Source organism: Chitinophagales bacterium (genome assembly GCA_017303415.1).
GTDB lineage: Bacteria > Bacteroidota > Bacteroidia > Chitinophagales > Chitinophagaceae > SpSt-398.
Genome location: JAFLBJ010000001.1, coordinates 907858 through 925566 on the forward strand (window position 1 = coordinate 907858; position 17709 = coordinate 925566).

General features: G+C 46.3%; 17 protein-coding genes. 12 read left to right on the plus strand and 5 right to left on the minus strand.

Going from position 1 to position 17709, the window contains the following annotated elements; all coding sequences use genetic code 11:
- The first annotated feature begins 16 nt into the window (after positions 1–16).
- Complete coding sequence (gene ftsH / locus J0M30_04070) at positions 17–2044, plus strand: ATP-dependent zinc metalloprotease FtsH (GenBank protein ID MBN8666655.1); 2028 nt, start codon at positions 17–19, stop codon at positions 2042–2044.
- An 87-nt stretch (positions 2045–2131) separates the two neighbouring features.
- Here ftsH and J0M30_04075 read toward each other — a convergent pair whose 3' ends face one another.
- The gene (locus J0M30_04075) at positions 2132–2815 is read right to left on the minus strand and encodes a DUF4397 domain-containing protein (protein ID MBN8666656.1); all 684 of its coding nucleotides are present in this window, start codon (positions 2813–2815) and stop codon (positions 2132–2134) included.
- A gap of 386 nt (positions 2816–3201) precedes the next feature.
- Here J0M30_04075 and J0M30_04080 point away from each other — a divergent pair, with 386 nt between their 5' ends.
- The 11 genes from J0M30_04080 to J0M30_04130 all read left to right on the plus strand — a co-directional run bounded on the left by J0M30_04080 (position 3202) and on the right by J0M30_04130 (position 15624).
- Positions 3202–4005: an FKBP-type peptidyl-prolyl cis-trans isomerase gene (locus J0M30_04080; GenBank protein ID MBN8666657.1), complete on the plus strand. Its 804-nt coding sequence runs from the start codon at positions 3202–3204 to the stop codon at positions 4003–4005.
- A gap of 44 nt (positions 4006–4049) precedes the next feature.
- Positions 4050–4679, plus strand: a complete 630-nt coding sequence (locus J0M30_04085) for a lactate utilization protein (protein ID MBN8666658.1) — start codon at positions 4050–4052, stop codon at positions 4677–4679.
- Between the two features lie 95 nt (positions 4680–4774).
- Positions 4775–5335: an RNA polymerase sigma-70 factor gene (locus J0M30_04090; protein ID MBN8666659.1), complete on the plus strand. Its 561-nt coding sequence runs from the start codon at positions 4775–4777 to the stop codon at positions 5333–5335.
- A gap of 56 nt (positions 5336–5391) precedes the next feature.
- Positions 5392–6552 carry a FecR domain-containing protein gene (locus J0M30_04095; protein ID MBN8666660.1) on the plus strand — a complete coding sequence of 387 codons (1161 nt, stop codon included), beginning with the start codon at positions 5392–5394 and terminating at the stop codon, positions 6550–6552.
- 257 nt (positions 6553–6809) lie between these two features.
- Positions 6810–10088 (plus strand): TonB-dependent receptor, encoded by a 3279-nt coding sequence (locus J0M30_04100; GenBank protein ID MBN8666661.1) that lies wholly within the window; start codon positions 6810–6812, stop codon positions 10086–10088.
- A gap of 21 nt (positions 10089–10109) precedes the next feature.
- A complete protein-coding gene (locus J0M30_04105) occupies positions 10110–11654 on the plus strand; it encodes a RagB/SusD family nutrient uptake outer membrane protein (GenBank protein ID MBN8666662.1) in 1545 nt (514 codons plus the stop codon).
- Between the two features lie 26 nt (positions 11655–11680).
- Positions 11681–12562, plus strand: a complete 882-nt coding sequence (locus J0M30_04110) for a LamG domain-containing protein (protein MBN8666663.1) — start codon at positions 11681–11683, stop codon at positions 12560–12562.
- A 249-nt stretch (positions 12563–12811) separates the two neighbouring features.
- On the plus strand, positions 12812–13528 hold the full coding sequence (locus tag J0M30_04115) for a hypothetical protein (GenBank protein ID MBN8666664.1): 717 nt from the start codon (positions 12812–12814) through the stop codon (positions 13526–13528).
- 86 nt (positions 13529–13614) lie between these two features.
- Positions 13615–14028: a gamma-glutamylcyclotransferase gene (locus J0M30_04120; protein ID MBN8666665.1), complete on the plus strand. Its 414-nt coding sequence runs from the start codon at positions 13615–13617 to the stop codon at positions 14026–14028.
- Complete coding sequence (locus J0M30_04125; GenBank protein MBN8666666.1) at positions 13961–14812, plus strand: UDP-2,3-diacylglucosamine diphosphatase; 852 nt, start codon at positions 13961–13963, stop codon at positions 14810–14812. Before J0M30_04120 ends, J0M30_04125 begins: the two co-directional genes overlap by 68 nt.
- Positions 14809–15624, plus strand: coding sequence for a hypothetical protein (locus J0M30_04130; protein MBN8666667.1), 816 nt, complete (start codon positions 14809–14811; stop codon positions 15622–15624). Before J0M30_04125 ends, J0M30_04130 begins: the two co-directional genes overlap by 4 nt.
- A gap of 79 nt (positions 15625–15703) precedes the next feature.
- Here the strand turns inward: J0M30_04130 and J0M30_04135 are convergent, their stop codons facing one another.
- The 4 genes from J0M30_04135 to J0M30_04150 all read right to left on the minus strand — a co-directional run bounded on the left by J0M30_04135 (position 15704) and on the right by J0M30_04150 (position 17689).
- Positions 15704–16129 carry a PIN domain-containing protein gene (locus tag J0M30_04135; protein MBN8666668.1) on the minus strand — a complete coding sequence of 142 codons (426 nt, stop codon included), beginning with the start codon at positions 16127–16129 and terminating at the stop codon, positions 15704–15706.
- Positions 16119–16361, minus strand: a complete 243-nt coding sequence (locus J0M30_04140) for a hypothetical protein (GenBank protein ID MBN8666669.1) — start codon at positions 16359–16361, stop codon at positions 16119–16121. Before J0M30_04140 ends, J0M30_04135 begins: the two co-directional genes overlap by 11 nt.
- Before the next feature lie 122 nt (positions 16362–16483).
- A complete protein-coding gene (locus J0M30_04145) occupies positions 16484–16990 on the minus strand; it encodes a thioredoxin family protein (GenBank protein ID MBN8666670.1) in 507 nt (168 codons plus the stop codon).
- Between the two features lie 105 nt (positions 16991–17095).
- Positions 17096–17689, minus strand: coding sequence for a MerR family transcriptional regulator (locus J0M30_04150; GenBank protein MBN8666671.1), 594 nt, complete (start codon positions 17687–17689; stop codon positions 17096–17098).
- Positions 17690–17709: the final 20 nt, after the last annotated feature.

Here is a 17709-nt window from a genome sequence, read left to right on the forward strand (position 1 = left end):
GTTACTAAAACAACTTATGTCACAAGAACAGAACAACAACGAAGAAAAAAAGCTACCTCGCTTTCAACCCAACCGGAACCCCGGGGGAAGTCCTCCTCCCAAGGGCCCGAAGTTTAGCATATACTGGGTTTATGGGATCATTTTTGCCCTGTTGGTAGGTTATTCCCTTTTCAATCCTTTTGCTGCAAGGCCAAAGGAGATCAGCGTGGCCGAACTGAAGCAGATGCTGATCAAAGGCCATGTAAAAAACTACCTGGAAGTCACCAATAAAAAACTGGTACGGATCTACTTGAAACCTGATTCGGTTCAGCTGTACGCCAAAGAACTTTCCAAAGGAATGGATGGCAAGCTGGACAAGGAAGGGCCCCAGTTTTTCCTGTACTCCTACGATGAATTCCGCAAGGAAATGTCGGCATTTGAGCAGGAGTATAATAAAGGCAAACCGGATAACCTGCAGATCAAGGATACCTATCGGGCCAAGCGCGAAACGGATATCTTTAGCGGTATCCTGGGTACCTTATTACCGATCCTGCTTTTTGTGGGACTCTGGATCTTCCTGATGCGGAAGATGAGCGGAGGCGGTGGTGCCGGCGGGGGCCCGGGTGGAATTTTCAATATAGGCAAGTCGAAAGCGACCCTGTTTGATAAAGGTACCCGTGTAACGATCACTTTTGCCGATGTGGCCGGACTGGATGAGGCCAAGGTGGAAGTGATGGAGATCGTGGACTTTTTAAAGAACCCCAAAAAATATACGGCCCTGGGGGGTAAGATCCCCAAAGGTGCTTTGTTGATCGGCCCTCCCGGTACGGGTAAGACCCTGTTGGCAAAAGCCATGGCGGGTGAGGCCCAGGTGCCTTTCTTTAGCCTGAGTGGATCGGATTTCGTGGAAATGTTTGTCGGTGTAGGTGCCAGCCGGGTACGTGACCTCTTTAAACAGGCCCGTGAAAAAGCACCTTGTGTGATCTTTATCGATGAGATCGACGCTATAGGCCGGGCTCGTGGAAAGAACGCAATGATGAGCAATGACGAACGGGAAAGCACGCTTAACCAATTGCTCGTGGAAATGGATGGTTTTGGTAGCGATACCGGGATCATCGTACTTGCCGCCACCAACCGTCCCGATGTACTTGATACCGCCCTGCTTCGTCCAGGCCGGTTTGACCGCCAGATCAGTATTGACAAACCCGATCTGAAAGGACGCGAAGCTATATTTAAAGTACACCTGAAACCGATCAAGGTTTCGGATAAACTGGATGTACATAAGATCGCCGAACAGACACCTGGGTTTGCAGGCGCCGATATAGCCAACGTATGTAACGAAGCGGCCCTGATCGCAGCACGTAAAGGCAAGGATGCGGTGAGCATGGAAGATTTTCAGGATGCAGTAGACCGGGTGATCGGTGGACTCGAGAAAAAAGGAAAGATCATTTCTCCGGAAGAGAAAAAGATCATCGCCTATCATGAAGCCGGACATGCCATCTGTGGCTGGTACCTGGAACATGCTTACCCGCTGTTGAAAGTGACCATTGTACCCCGTGGTACAGCGGCCCTTGGATACGCGCAGTACACGCCAAAAGAACAATATTTATATAATACCGATCAGCTGATGGACCAGATCTGCATGACGTTGGGTGGCCGGGCAAGTGAAGATATTTTCTTTGATAAAATATCGACCGGTGCACAGAATGACCTGCAGCAGATCACACGGATCGCCTATTCGATGGTAACGGTATATGGTATGAATGAGAAAGTGGGGAATGTAAGTTTCTATGATCCCCAACAAGAGAATTCATTTACCAAGCCCTATTCCGAAGAAACAAGCCGCCTGATCGATGATGAGGTACGTAAACTCATTGATGTGGCCTATATCCGCACCAAGGCGTTATTGAATGAGAAGAAAGAACAGGTGGAGAAACTGGCGGAAGCTTTATTGGAAAAAGAGGTACTCTTTCAATCCGATGTGGAAGCCTTGATCGGAAAACGACCTTATGAAGAGAAGCGGCCGATCGATGTGGTGGAGGACCATCATAGTAGTGAGATTTAATTAAGCCGTTAAGACGTAAATATAGAAAGGGCGCTAAGATCAATCTTAGCGCCCTTTCTGTATTCAAGGAAAAATAAATAAAGACAATTATTCAATCCTTCCATTTTCAATAAACCGGATCTGTACCTGCTGGTCTGGGTCAGTCGCACCTCGCTGACCGGTTAACAGAATGGTGTAGGCTTTCTTTTCCTCCAGCGTTATGGTTCGTGCCGTATCCTGCACACTGTTTACGCCAACGGTAAGGGTAACAGAACCCGAGGTTACCGATTGAAAATCCGAGACAAAGCCGAAGGGTGCCGTATAACTCAAGCTGCCCCCTGGTTCACCAATTCCTATTTCTGTTACCAACGAATCAGGTATGGCGTTGATATAACGAATATAACTTCTTCCGGCGGTGGCCGTCAGACTATCATAATCATCCTCAACTACGATATGACGGTAAACCCCATTTGCACCAACAATGAATAGCGAGTAATATTCACCCGCCATAAAATTATAGGAACTTGTAGAAAGCGTGGTTGAAGTTCCTGTATACGAATTAATAGACCGGGTTCCCGTATATATATTCGCATAGCTTCCTGTATACCCCAAATATGAATAGGGAGAACCCGGCAGAGTGTTTCCCGATAAGGTTACCCCTATGGTTGGCTGATCAGATGCGAGGTGAAAAGCCATTAATCCTGCTACTTGCGGATCTGTATTGTCTTTGTCTTTTTTGCATGCTGCCAGAAATCCTACAAGCACAAGGCCAATTATCAATTGTTTTTTCATACTGCACAAAATTTAAAGATTAAAAAAAGAGATTGGGACGGCAACAGGTGTGACAATGCTATAAATTCAACAATTGTGCGAGAATCAGTTAATGTGGATAACTCAAGCTAGCATAACATTTGTTTAATATTTATTGAGGACTGATTTCGTGTATGTAATCGTCCCATTCATCATTCTTTTACCAGGATTTATAGGAATTTTAGGATTTTCAGGATTGATTTTATCAAAACATAAGTAATATCATTTCCCAGAAATTCTCTTGTATGCCAAGGTCAAGCCATTCAACTATTCGTCTTTTCGAAAAGGAAAAATCAATCCTCCTAATCCTTCTCATCCCTATAATCCTGGTCGGTTGTGGTATAAAGTATGAAAAGACCCCCTCTGGCTTGGAGTACCGCCTTGTAAAGCGCGGGCATGGAATGATTGCTGCTTCGGGAGGAACGGTCAAGGTGCATTATACCTGGTATTGGCATGATACGCTGGTACGCAGCACTTATACCACCCTGCCACATTACCAGGCCTTGATCCCCGGGGTGATATTTCCCTATGACCCGATGGAAGCACTTACTCAGGGCGTGCATGAAGGAGACAGCCTTGAAGTACGGTTGCGGGTGGATTCCTTGATTGCGCAGGGGAGATTAAAGGAACCCCCACCCAATACCCAACCTGGTGATGCGTGGCGGATCGGGATAAAGGTGCTTAAGGTCTATCCTTTTGATTGGTCAAAGCCCGGTTATGTGGACAGTCTGATCACTGCGGATAAAAAATTGGAACGCGATCGTTTTGATTCTTTGCAAAATCTGCTTGGGCCGGAGCGGATAAAAGCGTATTTAAGTAAAAAAGGGATCAAAGCCGATTGGAATTCCCATGGAGTGGCGGTGGAATGGATTGAAAAGGGAAGCGGTCCGGTGGCAGATTCGGGCAAAATTATCAAAATGGACTACAAGATTTCCACGCTGCAAGGAAAGGTATTTGACAGCAATATGGATACGAGTTTTCACCGAAAATCGCCGTTGGAGTTTAGTGCGCTTACGCATTATTTCCCCGACGCGATCGACAGGACCCTGGCGACCCTGCCAGCGGGCAGCCGGGTACGTATCTATGTTCCCGTGATGCGCACACGCGAGCCTGGAATGGATAGCGGTGTGAGTGTGGAGGATTGGCAGATGGAGGTAAGAATGTATAAGTAATTCTAATTCGGGTTAGTCATTTATTCCTGGTTTATATTTGCCCCGTGAAAGTCACCCCCTCCAAAGAAAACATCCTCAAACGTATTCGCGAAGCGCTCAGCCATCCGGTTGATCAACCTTTTCCCGCGAGTGAGGGGAACCAGGCTGTTTTCCATCCACCATCAACTGAACTTGAGGTTGAATTTGCGGAGCAGTTCAATAAACTGCAAGGGCGGTTTATTTTTTGTCTCAATAAGCAGGAGCTTGCTTTTCAGGTAGGCAGCCTGATCCGCAAACAGCATTGGAAAAAAGTGTATTGCCAGGAAAAAAAAATGCTTGACCTTTTAACCGGAACAATCGAGGACCGGCTTACGGATGACCTGGGTGCCTGTGATGTATCCATCACCAGTTGCGAATCACTTGTGGCCCGTACCGGAACGATCGTGATGAGTTCCAATACTGAATCTGGGCGTACTTCAAGCGTTTTTGCTCCAATACATATTTGCATCGCCTATACGCATCAATTGGTTCCGGATATAAAAGATGCGTTGATCCAACTCAAGAACCGATATGGACAGGATCTTCCTTCCCTGTTCACCTTTGCTACAGGTCCCAGCCGCACGGCCGATATTGAAAAAACCCTGGTTGTAGGGGTACATGGACCGGGCGAAGTGTTTCTTTTTCTGGTGGATTGAGTTGTCTATGGAAATTTGCGATTTTGGAATTTGGAAAAGGTTGACGATTCTTCATTCTCATATTCCCCCAAATCCTGATTACCTTTGTACTGCTTGTGCCAACCCTCTCTTCTCATACAAACTCCGATCTGCTAGCCCTCCTTGCGCGGGACGATCAGCATGCTTTTGAAGAGATCTACGCCCGTTACTGGCAGAAATTATATGTGATCGCGTATAACCGTTTACAGGATACAGCCAATGCCGAAGATATTGTGCATGATGTTTTTGCTGGTCTATGGGCCAACCGTCACCAGGTTCAGATCGATGTTTTGGAAAATTACCTTGCGGTTGCCACCAAGTATGCCGTGTTCAACCGGGTGAAAAAGCAGCTAAGGGAACGTGAAGCCCTGAAAGGATTGGCGGATACCCCGGTGATGGATATGCGGATCGTGGATAGGTTGTATCACCGTCAATTACTCGAAAGGGTTCGCCAGGAAGTGGAGAAACTTCCCTCTCGCTGCAGACTCATATTTAAATACCGAAAAGAGGAGGGCCTTCCCGTAAAAGAGATCGCAAAACGGTTGGAAATTTCCCCTAAAACAGTTGAAAATCAACTTACAAGGGCGATCAAACACCTAAAGACCCATACCCGGACCTTCTTTCAATTCCTTTTCTAGTTAGATTTTTTTCAAGTCCGTTGGGGGTAACCTCCCCAACCGGTTACTATTGGTATATGCCCAGTCCCCAAACCTTATACCAACTGATCCAAAAATACCAGGCCGGAACAGCCACTGCTGAAGAGATCGCACAGTTGAATGAATGGTATCATTCTTTTGATGATACGCAGGCGGAGGTCTATCTCGAACAATCCACGACAGAATCTGAGCTGGCGGAAAGGATCCGTATACGTCTTGCCCAAACTATTTCACAGGAGCCGGTCCAATCACGCAGGAAGCGATACATACTCCCAATTGCCGCCTCGTTTCTGCTTTTAATTGTTAGCGGCGGATTGTATTTTCTATTAAATAAAAATAAAGCGCCACAACCGGTTGCTGAAGGCAAACCCCAAATTGTTACACCAACCAACACTGATATTGCCCCAGGAGGTAACAAGGCCTTGCTTACGTTGGCTGATGGTTCGATCATAGAACTGGATAGTGCGGCCAATGGAGTATTGGGTAAACAGGGAGTAAGTGAGATCGTCAAGTTGAAAAGTGGTCAATTGGCGTATAAAATAGATGGTCGCTTTTTAACCGAGAACGATGAGGCTTTTTATAATACCATCACCACGCCTCGTGGCGGACAATACCAGGTAACCTTATCGGATGGCACCAAGGTATGGCTGAATGCCGCCTCCTCTATCCGGTTCCCGGTTGTTTTTACAGGGAAGGAGCGAAGGGTGGAGGTGACAGGGGAGACTTATTTTGAAGTCAAGTCAGATGCCACCCGGCCATTTTACGTAAAGGCCGAGCAATCAGAAGTGGAAGTGATAGGTACTCATTTTAATATCAATGCCTATACAGATGAAGAAAGCCTGAAGGTTACATTGTTGGAAGGAAAAGTACGTGTTTCTTCCAGTGTTACCCTATTACCTGGTCAGCAGGCACAGCTTTCTTCTTCCAACCAGATCACTACCAGCAATAATGTTGACCTCGAGGAAGTGATGGCCTGGAAGAATGGACGGTTTCAATTTAAAAGTGCGGACCTGCAGTCAATCCTGAGACAAATTTCCCGGTGGTATGATGTGGATGTGGAGTACAGGGGGAAGGTGAACCTTCATTTTACCGGTCAGCTTACAAGGAACCAAAATGTATCCAAAGTATTCGAGCACCTGGAGATGACGGGTGAAGTACATTTTCGTACGGAAGGAAGAAAGATCATTGTAACACGATAAAACGCCTACTATATGAGAAAGAAAATTTTGTTTACGTCAGACGGATGAACCCGGCCAGGTAAAACAAAAAACCGGATCCTGTTAACGGCAGGACCCGGCGAACGGTTGAGCCTGGTAACAAACGAGTTTCCTACTGCTTATTATTTCAACTCAAACCTGCCCCGAGGTGATCGGGGCTGAACAAAAGTATGTATTTCACTGCAGTTTGCCGTTCAGGTCTGGGTTCAGGCCACGGCACCCATCAAATCCTTCGCAAGATGAAATTAACCGCAGTTCTACTGATTGCCGCCTGCTTGCAAGTAAGTGCCAATGGGTATTCCCAAACAGTAACCTTACGGGAAAAGAACATTTCACTTACCAAAGTAATTGAAGAAATCCGCCGTCAGACAGGGTATCAATTCCTGTATGCCGACGAAGCCCTTCGCTCGGCCGCACCGATCTCCATATCGGTAAAGAAAGAGCCGCTGGATAAAGTTCTTGCCTTATGTTTTCGTGATCAGTTATTAAGTTATACGATCTCAGAAAACACCATTATCATTAAACGGATAACCCCTTTAGCTGAATCCAGCTTATCCCCGGTGCCGGAGATCATTACGATCACTGTGCGGGGAAAGATAACGGATGACAAAGGTCAACCCATGGCGGGGGTATCAGTTACTGTCAAAGGCACTGCTAATGGAACGACAACGGATGCGGAAGGTAACTTCTCCCTCACCGTACCTGATGATGCCACACTCGTATTTTCTTATGTAGGTTTTCAATCTGTGGAAGAAAAAGTAAGTGGCCGTGCCACACTCGATATTTCCCTCAAACCTCAGGAGCGTTCGATGGAAGAGATCGTGGTGGTCGGGTATGGTACCCAAAAGAAAAAGGACCTGACCGGTTCGGTTTCTTCTGTCAAAGGGGAAGAGGTGGCCAACATGCCTTCCACCAACCCGATTGCATCGTTACAAGGTAAAGTGCCTGGGCTCACGATTTCGAACTCCGGTCGGGCGGGTTCCAGCCCGGTGGTACGTCTTCGCGGGGTAAACAGCACCAATAGTGCCAATCCTGTTTATGTTGTGGATGGCATCCTTCATGATAATATTGACTTCCTTAATCCAGCCGATATCGAGACCATCGATATCCTGCGCGACCCCTCCTCCATCGCTATTTATGGTTTACGTGGAGCAAATGGAGTGATCGCTATCACCTCCAAGAAAGCCGCGCGTGGACAGAGCCGGATCAACCTGCAACATTCCACAGGAGTGCAAGTGGTACAGGACAAAATAAAAGTGACGGATGCGGCAGGTTTCAGAAAATTGTATGAAGCCCAGTTGGCCAACCTGAATGCAGCGCCATTTGATTATACCAACTATACCGCCAATACCAACTGGCAGGATCTGGTTTTACAAAAAGCGCTGATCACATCTACCAACTTGAGTCTTTCAAATAGTGGCGATAAGTCCAACACCTACCTGAATATTGGCTATACCGATCAGGAAGGCGTGTTAAAGTATGACCGCTACAAGCGTTATCTAGTTCGCCTCAATGAGGAGATCCGTTTTAACAACAAGATCAAAGCGGGTGGGGAGATCACAGGTTATCATTTCAACAGCAATCCTCCTGCAGCTTCGATCACGAATGCCTTGTGGGCTGCGCCAATTGTTCCAATACAGCTGGATGAAAACACCTATTACAGCATGCCTTCTTTCCAACGTGCACAGGTAGGCAACCCCATTGCCGCGCTGAACCGCAACAATGGAAATACGGTGACCAAGGGTTACCGCGTAGTCGGAAGTTTGTTTGCCGAGGTTAAATTCCTGAAAAGCTTTACTTGGCGCTCTACGGTGTATGCGGACATGAATTTCAATAACACACGTAGTTATTCCCAATTGCCCTATTCGTTTGTAAACCTGGGCGAAGGGGCTGCCCCCACTACCACGACCTTTGATAATTCAGCCCGTACCTCAGTAACCCAGGAGCAGGGCGAATCCAGAAGGTTTCAGCAGGATCATGTGCTTTCTTTTGATAAAAACTTTGGGAAGGGGCATATGGTAAATGCCGTGGCTGGTTTTACCACCATTTACAGTGCGAGTTCATTTGTCAATGGTACTCGTCGTGATACCTCTATCAATGTACCCGATGATCCTGATTTCTGGTACCTGAATATCATCAATGCCAATAACCCCACTACCAATGGTGGTGGCGGATCGGAAAGTTCGATCGCGGGTGGTTTCTTCCGGGTAGGATATTCTTATATTGGTAAATACCTGTTGAATGCCACCGTGCGTCGCGACGGAAGTTCCAAGTTCGCACCTGCGAATCGGTGGGGAACTTTTGGAAGTGTAGGTGTGGGTTGGGTACTTTCGGAAGAGGATTTCTTTAACCGGGTTAAAGGCATTAACTTCCTGAAGATCCGTGGCGCCTGGGGACTTACCGGTAATGCCAATGGTTTTGCCGATAATTTATATCGCCCCGGTATTCAAAATGCCTCAACAGCGATCTTTGGCGATAATATCTATTCTTCGATTCAGGCCGCGTATATCCCAGACCCCAATTTGCATTGGGAAACTGTACAAGGGGTAGATGTAGGATTTGACCTGCGAGCGCTGAACAATCGCCTGAATGCCGAGTTTACAATCTACAACCGGACCTCTACAGATATCCTTACTTCGGTAACCTTGCCCAATGAGAGCCGGGGATATTTCACCAACCTCGGGAAGATCACCAATAAAGGGGTAGAGATCAACCTGGGTTGGAATGATAATATTGATAAGGACTTTACTTATGGTGTGTCTGCCAATTTCAGCTATAACAAGAACGTGGTGAATTCGATCGGAGATAATTTTAACTTCACTATCATCGGAAATGGCGGTGCCAACCTCACTACAACCGGTCAATCCATTGGATATTTTTATGGATATACCCAAACAGGGGTTTATCAATCCACTGCAGATATCCAAAAATTGCCTGCCTTTATCAATTCCCTTCCTGGTGATATTTCCTATGCAGATATCAATGGAGATGGATTACTTACCACAGCCGACCGCGGATATATTGGTTCACCCTTTCCACCTTACAGCTATGGTACATCGATCAATATGGGGTATAAGGGTTTTGACCTGAGTCTTGACGGACAGGGCTCTGCCGGGCATAAGATCTATACCCAGCGTCGTACGTCTACGTTTGCCGTGCTTAATTATGAAGCCAATCGCCTGAATGCATGGACCACAGCCGGAAGTACAAATGTGGAACCGATATTGGATAATACCAGGGCCATTAATTTCCTGATGAGTACCTATTACCTCGAACCGGGTGATTATTTCCGGATCCGTTTATTACAAGTAGGCTACACTTTCGAGCGTAACCTATTGTCGAAAGCAGGTATCCAGAAAGCCAGGGTATATGTATCCGGGCAAAACATAAAGACCTGGAGCAAGGTGACCGGATATTCTCCCGAGGCCCTAATAGGGGATATCCTGGGCGGTGGTGCCGATAATGGTGCCTATCCCGTTCCGGCCATTTATTCCTTTGGTATCAATCTGACTTTCTAAACCGAACAAAAATATTTTGATATGCGATCTTTTATTAATAATAAAAAAACAGCCCTCCTGCTGATCGGTGTACTGGCCCTTGGCTTGTTTACCGGGTGCAAACGCTTTCTGGATACGGAAGCACAAGGGGCCTATAACGCGGATAACTATCCTTATCCGGGCGGGTCAGGTCCATATGACCAGTTCATTTTTGGAGCATACAATGAATTGAGGAGTTTTAATGTGCATAGCCAGTCATTTATTACCGCTACCAGTATCCGCAGTGATGATGCCGACAAGGGAAGTACGCCGGCAGATGGCGGTGCCAATGCCATCACCATGGATAATTTCCCTGTGGCGGCGAACAATGGTTTTTGTAATACACTCTGGTTGGGTTACTATGCTTTGATCAACAAGGCCAATGTGACAATCAAAGAGGTCAACACCAATACCCAGATCGTGGCCACCGATGCGATCAAACAACAAACCATCGGCGAAGCTAAATTCCTGCGGGGATATGGATACTTCATGCTGGTGCGATTGTTTGGCCGTGTGCCCTTGATCGATACAGTATTTGATGATCCGGCGGCACAGAACAACCTGCCACAGAGTTCATCTGCCCAGATATATGCATTGATCGAGAATGACCTGACCTTTGCGGCTTCTGTACTGCCCTTGAGTTGGGATGCGAAGTTTGTTGGACGGGTTACCCGTGGTTCCGCCAATGGACTACTTGCCAAAGTATACATAACCCAACAAAAATGGGGGCTGGCTTTGGCCGCTGCACAGGCGGTAATGAATTCCGGCCAGTATGATCTGAGTACACCATATGATAAGATCTTCCGCGAAGAAGGGGAGAACAGTAAAGAATCTGTTTTTGAGGTACAAGCCACTTCATCCGCAGCGATTCCCAGCACAAACGGAGTTCAGTATGCACAGATCCAGGGTATCCGTGGTTCGGGTATCTGGGACCTTGGATGGGGATGGAATTCACCAAGCCAGAACCTCGATACTTCCTATGAGGCCGGCGATCCCCGTCGCGCCCGCACTATATTGTATACCAGCACAGGCACTACTACTTATCAAACCATTTATGGAGAAAGTCTCCCCGTTGGTCTGCCCAATCCGCGATACAACAATAAAGTGTATACCAATCCTTCCATTCGGGCGTCCATCGGAAACCGGTTCGGGTATTGGATGAATATCCGTGCACTCCGCTATGCTGATGTGGTACTTATGTTTGCCGAGGCTGCTAACGAAGTGGGTGGTGCTTCTAACATAACTGCTGCCCTGGATGCGGTCAATTCCGTAAGAAGACGCGCACGTGGTGGAAACAATGCAGTATTACCCGATATCACCACCACCGACCAGAATGAATTGCGTGAAGCCATTCGTCGTGAACGCCGATTTGAACTGGCCATGGAGCATGACCGATTCTTTGACCTCGTTCGTTGGGGAATAGCACAAAGTACATTACATGCCGTGGGTAAGACAAATTTCAGCGATAGCCGCGATGTCCTTCTCCCAATTCCTCAAACCCAGATCGACCTCAGCGCCGGGGTACTGACACAAAACCCAGGCTATTGATCATTTGTGATTAAAAAACGAATAACATGAAATTATCTTTTTTAAAAATAACTACCGGGTTGTTGGGTGCAGGCCTTTTCCTCTTCTCCTGCAAAAAGGATGGCAACCCCAATAACCTTCCCGATGTCAATCCCGATGACTATGCAGGAAAGATTGACGGTTACAATAGTTCTGATGAGGTGTATCCAGATAACCTGATCGCTTATTGGAGTTTTGATGATACCAAGAATGAAATGGTAACCGGAACAGCACCGTCTACTTCCGCCAATGATACCTATGTAACAGGTGGGGTACGAAACAAGGCGCTGAGTCTGGCCGCAGGGTATGTGTATTTCCCTACAGAATTTCCCAAGTTCAAGACCGATTCGCTGAAGAGCTGGAGTATCAGCCTTTGGACCAAGATCCTGAACAATGGTTCCAAACGTACCATGCTGTTTCAATTGGCACGGCCGGGTATATTCACCGGGAATATCAATTTCCAATTGAATACCCAGTCATTTCCCGCTACCAATCTCACTACCCTTCGTATTCAGCCTACGTTTTCAACGGTAGGTGGAGGAACACAGGATAATCTGAATAATAATCTTTCGCCAAGCATCGGTATGGATAAATGGACACATATTGTGCTGACCTATGAGTTTAGCACGGGTGTGTTCAATATCTGGGCGGATGGAGTGAAGATCGGCGGCTTCCCCAACCGGGGAACGGGGAATAACTCGTTTAAATCCTATGAACCCAATGCCGTCATCATAGGCTCCAACTATAATGGCATACCCGGTATGTCAGTCAATTCGGATGTGACCTTTGCACCGATGACCGGACAACTGGATGAGATACGCATGTATAACCGGTCGTTGCCGGATGCACATATCAAAGCATTGTTTAATTTAGGTATTGCCAATAAGTAAGAACAATGTTTCATAAAACTATTGGATAACAACCTATAGTAAGTAAGCAGTCGAAAGCAGGCAAGGGGCGGCCGGTCTCGGTCGGCCCCTTTTATTTGTGGTTTCTTAGCCAATACTGCCTGAACGCCAGGGAGCGCAAGGACTAACTTTTGTAAATTGCATCAAAGTAAAATTTTGAAGAAACTGTTTTATATACTTCTGTTGAGCAACCTGTTCGTTGCCTGTTCTTCCTCCAGGAAATCAACCAATATGAAACCCTCCAACCCGGTCGTGGCGCATCGTGGCGCTTTCAAGCTGAATGGCTTTCCCGAGAATTCCATTGCTTCGCTGAAAGAGGCTATACGCCTGGGCTGTACGGGTTCGGAATTTGATGTGCGCATGTCGATGGATGATTCGTTGCTTATAAACCATGACCCACATTTTAATGGTTTGACCATTGAGAAGACGGATTTTGCCACTCTCCGGCAACACACATTGAAGAATGGTGAACCGATCCCTACCTTACGGGAGTACCTGCAGGCTGGATTAACCAATAACCCCGGGACAAACCTCGTATTGGAGATCAAACCCACCGATGGTGGTTTGGAAAGAGGCAGGCTAATCGTGGAAAAAGTGGTAAAACTTCTCAGGGAAATGCGGGCCGAAAAACGCGTCATCTATATCAGTTTTACCTATGATATGCTGCTGCATTTGCGTAAACTCGATCCAAAAGCAAAACTTCAATACCTCAATGGTGAAAAATCACCGGCGGAATTAAAAAAGGATGGAATTGACGGGATGGATTATCATTTCACCGTTTTTCAAAAGAACCCGCAATGGATCAAAGAGGCAAAGGAACTGGGTATCGTGCTTAATGCATGGACAGTGAATGATAAGGCACTAATGGAGTGGTTGTTGAAGGAGGGGTTTGATTATATTACGACGAATGAGCCGGAGATGCTGTTTGGGTTACACGAATTAAAATGAATGTGCGCGAATGGCACGAATATATGTTCGTGAAATGGGGTAATTCGCATCATTCGTGTCATTGAAATTATTCGTAACTTCCCTCTATGACCCCCCATCTCTTTGTCTACGGTTCCTTGCGCAAGGGTTTTCAAAGCCCGGTTTATGAATACATCAGCCGGTATTTCCATTATTTAGGGGAGGCCAGGGTGCCAGGCAAGCTGGTGGATATGGGTGATTACCCGGCCGCAGTTCCCGATGGGGAACATTGGATATTGGGGGAGTTGTACATCATAAAGAACCCCGATGAGTTTGGCTGGGCTTTTGGCCAGCTTGATGATTACGAAGGGGTCAACGTGGAAGAAGGCGAAACCCAGCTTTACCGCCGTGAATTAGCGGAGATCCATACCCCCGAAGGAACGGTACATGCCTGGATCTATTGGTATAACCAGGATGTTTCCGGCCGCCCCATCATTGCATCGGGTGATATTTTGCAATACATTGCAGAAAAGAACAAATAGCGTGGATCTTTCCCCTGGAAAAAAAATATACTTTCTCTCTGATTTTCATCTCGGCGCTCCGAATGCGGAGGCCAGTCTGATCCGTGAAAAACGGATCGTTTCCTTTCTTTCTCAGGCCGCCCAGGATGCCCAGGTCGTATTTATTGTCGGTGATATGTTCGATTTCTGGTATGAGTACCGGTCGGTGGTACCCAAGGGTTTTACCCGCTTACTGGGCAAACTCGCGGAAATGACCGATGCCGGTATTCAGATCCATTTTTTTGTGGGCAACCATGATATGTGGATGAAGGATTACCTGCCAAAAGAACTGGCCATTCCCGTTTATTTTGAACCCCGGGAATTTGTATTCCAGGGTCGGAAATTCGAGATCGGGCATGGAGACGGACTGGGCCCTGGCGATAAAGGCTATAAATTTTTGAAAAAAATCTTCCGCAATCCTGCCTGTCAGTGGCTTTTTGGCGTCTTCCCTCCATATATCGGCATGGGATTGGCCAATTATTTGAGCCGGAAGAGCCGCGCCCAAACCGGAGCAAATGAGGAGGTGTTTCTGGGTATAGATAAAGAATGGCTGATCATCCATTGCCTGGAGCGATTGAAAACAAAAGAAATGGATTATTTCATATTTGGACATCGACATTTACCTATTGATCACGCGCTTTCAGCAAAAAGCCGGTATATCAATCTGGGTGATTGGATCCATTATGATACCTATGCGGTGTTTGATGGAAATAATTTGGAGCTAAAATCGTTTTCGGGAAAGGAACATAAAATCATCCGCTCGTGAAAAGCCTGCTCAGTACAATTGTTTTTCTTACGCTGCTGGCCCCTGTACTTCACGCACAGGGAGATTCTTCCTTTTCCCGTATTCGCACCCTGAATGAATCCTTGCAGGATATCGCCGTCGATAATTTGGATAACCTTTATCTCCTGCGTGCTTCGGGGCAGTTGAAAAAGGTGAGCCCACAAGGCGATTCCCTCGCCGTGTTCAATGATGTGCGGCGATACGGACCGGTTACACAAATTGATGTGTCCAATCCTTTGCGGGTGTTGCTCTATTATCAGAATTTCTCTACCGTATTGATCCTCGACCGTTTTTTGAATGTGCGGTCAACGCTTGATCTCCGCCGCTCGAATATCTTACAGGTACGGGCTATTTGCCTGGCCTATGATAATAATATCTGGCTCTATGATGAGATCGAGAACAAGCTTAAAAAGGTGGATGAGAATGGGAAGGTGTTGATGGAGACCCCTGATTTCCGCTTATTGTTTGGCGAAGCCCCGGTGCCTGAATCCATCACCGAGCAGGATCAGCTGGTGTATTTGTATGATAAAAAATTGGGGATCTACGTTTTTGATTATTATGGGGCATTAAAGAATAAGATCTTGATCCAGGGATGGGATAATCTTCGGGTAGCCGGAAATTCCATTTGGGGAACCAAGGGGGATAGCTTGTACCGTTACCGGAAGGATCTGTTCCGCGTATATGATCAGCCGCTGCCCAAACAGTTTACTCCCTTTCAGAAATTGTTGTTTACCCCTTCGCGGATCTATGTAATGAAGAAGGAGGAGTTAGGAATTTTTGGTTACAGGGATTAACCGAATTTCGCGGATTGCACGAATTAATTTTCTGCTCCGTGGTTGTTGATGTTTCCCCAACAGCGGTGTAATTACCAGATTATTTATTTAGGCGTTTAAGTATTTCAATAGAAGAAAGTACAGGAAGTTGTGGAATTGCTGATTTTTTTAATTTTTTGTCAGCAGAAATAAAAAAATCAAGGTTGTGATGAAGCGCAGTATAATATTGGATGGCATCTTCAATGTCGCTCCAGTCAGTATTTGAAATAGCGGCTAAAACTGTATCGTAATCGGCATCTATAATTTGAATGTCATTTAATAAGGTTAATAAGATCATCCTGGTCTCCCTGATCGAATAACTCTGAGAGGTAAAATACGCGGTTATGTGTAAAACCGAAGGGGTGGTATAAAGATACAGCTTACCTTCCAGGGCAATCTCCATCAAAGCCCTTGCGGGTGTATAACCTTCACGCTTAAGGGTAATATCAAGGAGAAGATTAGCATCCAGAAATATTTTAGAAGCCATATTTCTTCTTTTTTCCTTCGTAATAAAGTTTCTTCAGATCTTCTTTAGGTTTTCTACCCTTAGGTTCTGGCAGACGATCAAGGAGTTGCAGTATATTTTCCTTTTTTGCTTGTGTGAGGGATTCAAAAAACCCTTCTACCAATTGTGATACGGAAGTGTTGTGCTTGGTGGCATACCTTTTCGCTTTCTCCATCAGTTCTTGGTCAATCGTGATGTTTAACCTATTTTTCATGATGAGGTCTTTATTCAAATATACGCATAGGTTTCTACGACGCTTCTGCCCGGGAAACACTACAACGGATAAGCTGAAAAATTAATTCGTGTAATTCGCTGAATTCGTAAAAATTCGTGTAATCATTTCCCTTCCAGGACCTCCGCCAGCTCCATATCAAACATACCATACTTCCCGTATTCGACCACACGGCCCAATTCTTTTCCGTCTTTTAGAACAATGATCGTCGGGACATTTTTTATGCCCAGTGCTTCAGCCAGGTGGCTCAGGGTTTTCTTTTGCTCATCGGTACCGATAAGCGTGATCTGGTTGGCGGGGAAACCGGAGGCATCGACCAGTTTGTAAAATTTGGGAATGATAAAATGCGAATCGTGACACCAGGTGCCCATAAAGACAAGCAGTTCATATTCGGGGTGATTCTTCAGACCTTCTACCGCCTTGGGGAAAGGGGTATAACCTTTTTCATTTTCGGCATACCAGGGGAAGGCGGTGTCTTTGGCGATCAGGTCGCGGGAGATAATGCCTTTTAATATTTTTTCATTATCGCTATTGCGGGATACTTCGTATTGATGCTGGGCGTGGATGGAAAAAGAGAGTAGAAGAATAAACAGTGTCAGGAGGGGTCTCATGGGGTCAAAACAATTAAATAGTAAGAAAATTTGATTTTTCTCACGGAAGGCACAGAAATCACGGAATTACGTTTTTGTGTTTTTCCTGCATTCTGTGAGAACCGCTTAAAGATTTGCTTTCAATTCCAACAAGAAACCACGTATCCCTTCCAGCGACCTTATCATTTCAAATTTCTGTTCGGCCTTCTTGTTGTTCTTTAAAAAATCCTTCGCGCCTTCGATCGTGAACTTTCTACGACGCAAAAGATCATAAATGAGTTGCAAATTCTTGACATCTTCCGGGCGGAAAAAGCGGTCCCCTTTGCGGTTCTTGCGGGGTTTGAGCAGGGTAAATTCAGATTCCCAGTAACGTAGCAGGGATTGATTGACCTGGAACCATACGGCTACTTCGCCGATGGAATAATATTGTTTTTGAAAAAGGATCTCATCGGGGGGGACATTCACGAGGTCGGCCATCTGGCTAATCTCTTTCAGGGAACGTCGGCCACGGGTGGATTTGCGGGCCGGCAGGGTTTCTATTGAAACGGCCTCCTCTTCCTTTTCCTCCACCGGCTCCTCAAAAACCTTTTCTGCCGAGGGCGGCTTGGGTGCCACCAGTGGACGTTTCTCCAGGAGTATTTCCTCTACCGGCTTTGGGGGGGTAACCTCCCCTTCGGGGCTGGAGAAATCAAAGGTTATTTGAGTGAGTGATTTTTGCATGGGCCGCTGTAAAAATACGA

Bases quoted from the DNA above. Each gene is read 5' to 3' on its own strand.
- ftsH (MBN8666655.1), top strand. From the start codon at position 17: ATGTCACAAGAACAGAACAACAACGAAGAAAAAAAGCTACCTCGCTTT.
- J0M30_04075 (MBN8666656.1), bottom strand. From the start codon at position 2,815: ATGAAAAAACAATTGATAATTGGCCTTGTGCTTGTAGGATTTCTGGCA.
- J0M30_04095 (MBN8666660.1), top strand. From the start codon at position 5,392: ATGCCCAGTCCCCAAACCTTATACCAACTGATCCAAAAATACCAGGCC.
- J0M30_04100 (MBN8666661.1), top strand. From the start codon at position 6,810: ATGAAATTAACCGCAGTTCTACTGATTGCCGCCTGCTTGCAAGTAAGT.
- J0M30_04105 (MBN8666662.1), top strand. From the start codon at position 10,110: ATGCGATCTTTTATTAATAATAAAAAAACAGCCCTCCTGCTGATCGGT.
- J0M30_04110 (MBN8666663.1), top strand. From the start codon at position 11,681: ATGAAATTATCTTTTTTAAAAATAACTACCGGGTTGTTGGGTGCAGGC.
- J0M30_04115 (MBN8666664.1), top strand. From the start codon at position 12,812: ATGAAACCCTCCAACCCGGTCGTGGCGCATCGTGGCGCTTTCAAGCTG.
- J0M30_04120 (MBN8666665.1), top strand. From the start codon at position 13,615: ATGACCCCCCATCTCTTTGTCTACGGTTCCTTGCGCAAGGGTTTTCAA.
- J0M30_04125 (MBN8666666.1), top strand. From the start codon at position 13,961: ATGTTTCCGGCCGCCCCATCATTGCATCGGGTGATATTTTGCAATACA.
- J0M30_04135 (MBN8666668.1), bottom strand. From the start codon at position 16,129: ATGGCTTCTAAAATATTTCTGGATGCTAATCTTCTCCTTGATATTACC.
- J0M30_04140 (MBN8666669.1), bottom strand. From the start codon at position 16,361: ATGAAAAATAGGTTAAACATCACGATTGACCAAGAACTGATGGAGAAA.
- J0M30_04145 (MBN8666670.1), bottom strand. From the start codon at position 16,990: ATGAGACCCCTCCTGACACTGTTTATTCTTCTACTCTCTTTTTCCATC.
- J0M30_04150 (MBN8666671.1), bottom strand. From the start codon at position 17,689: ATGCAAAAATCACTCACTCAAATAACCTTTGATTTCTCCAGCCCCGAA.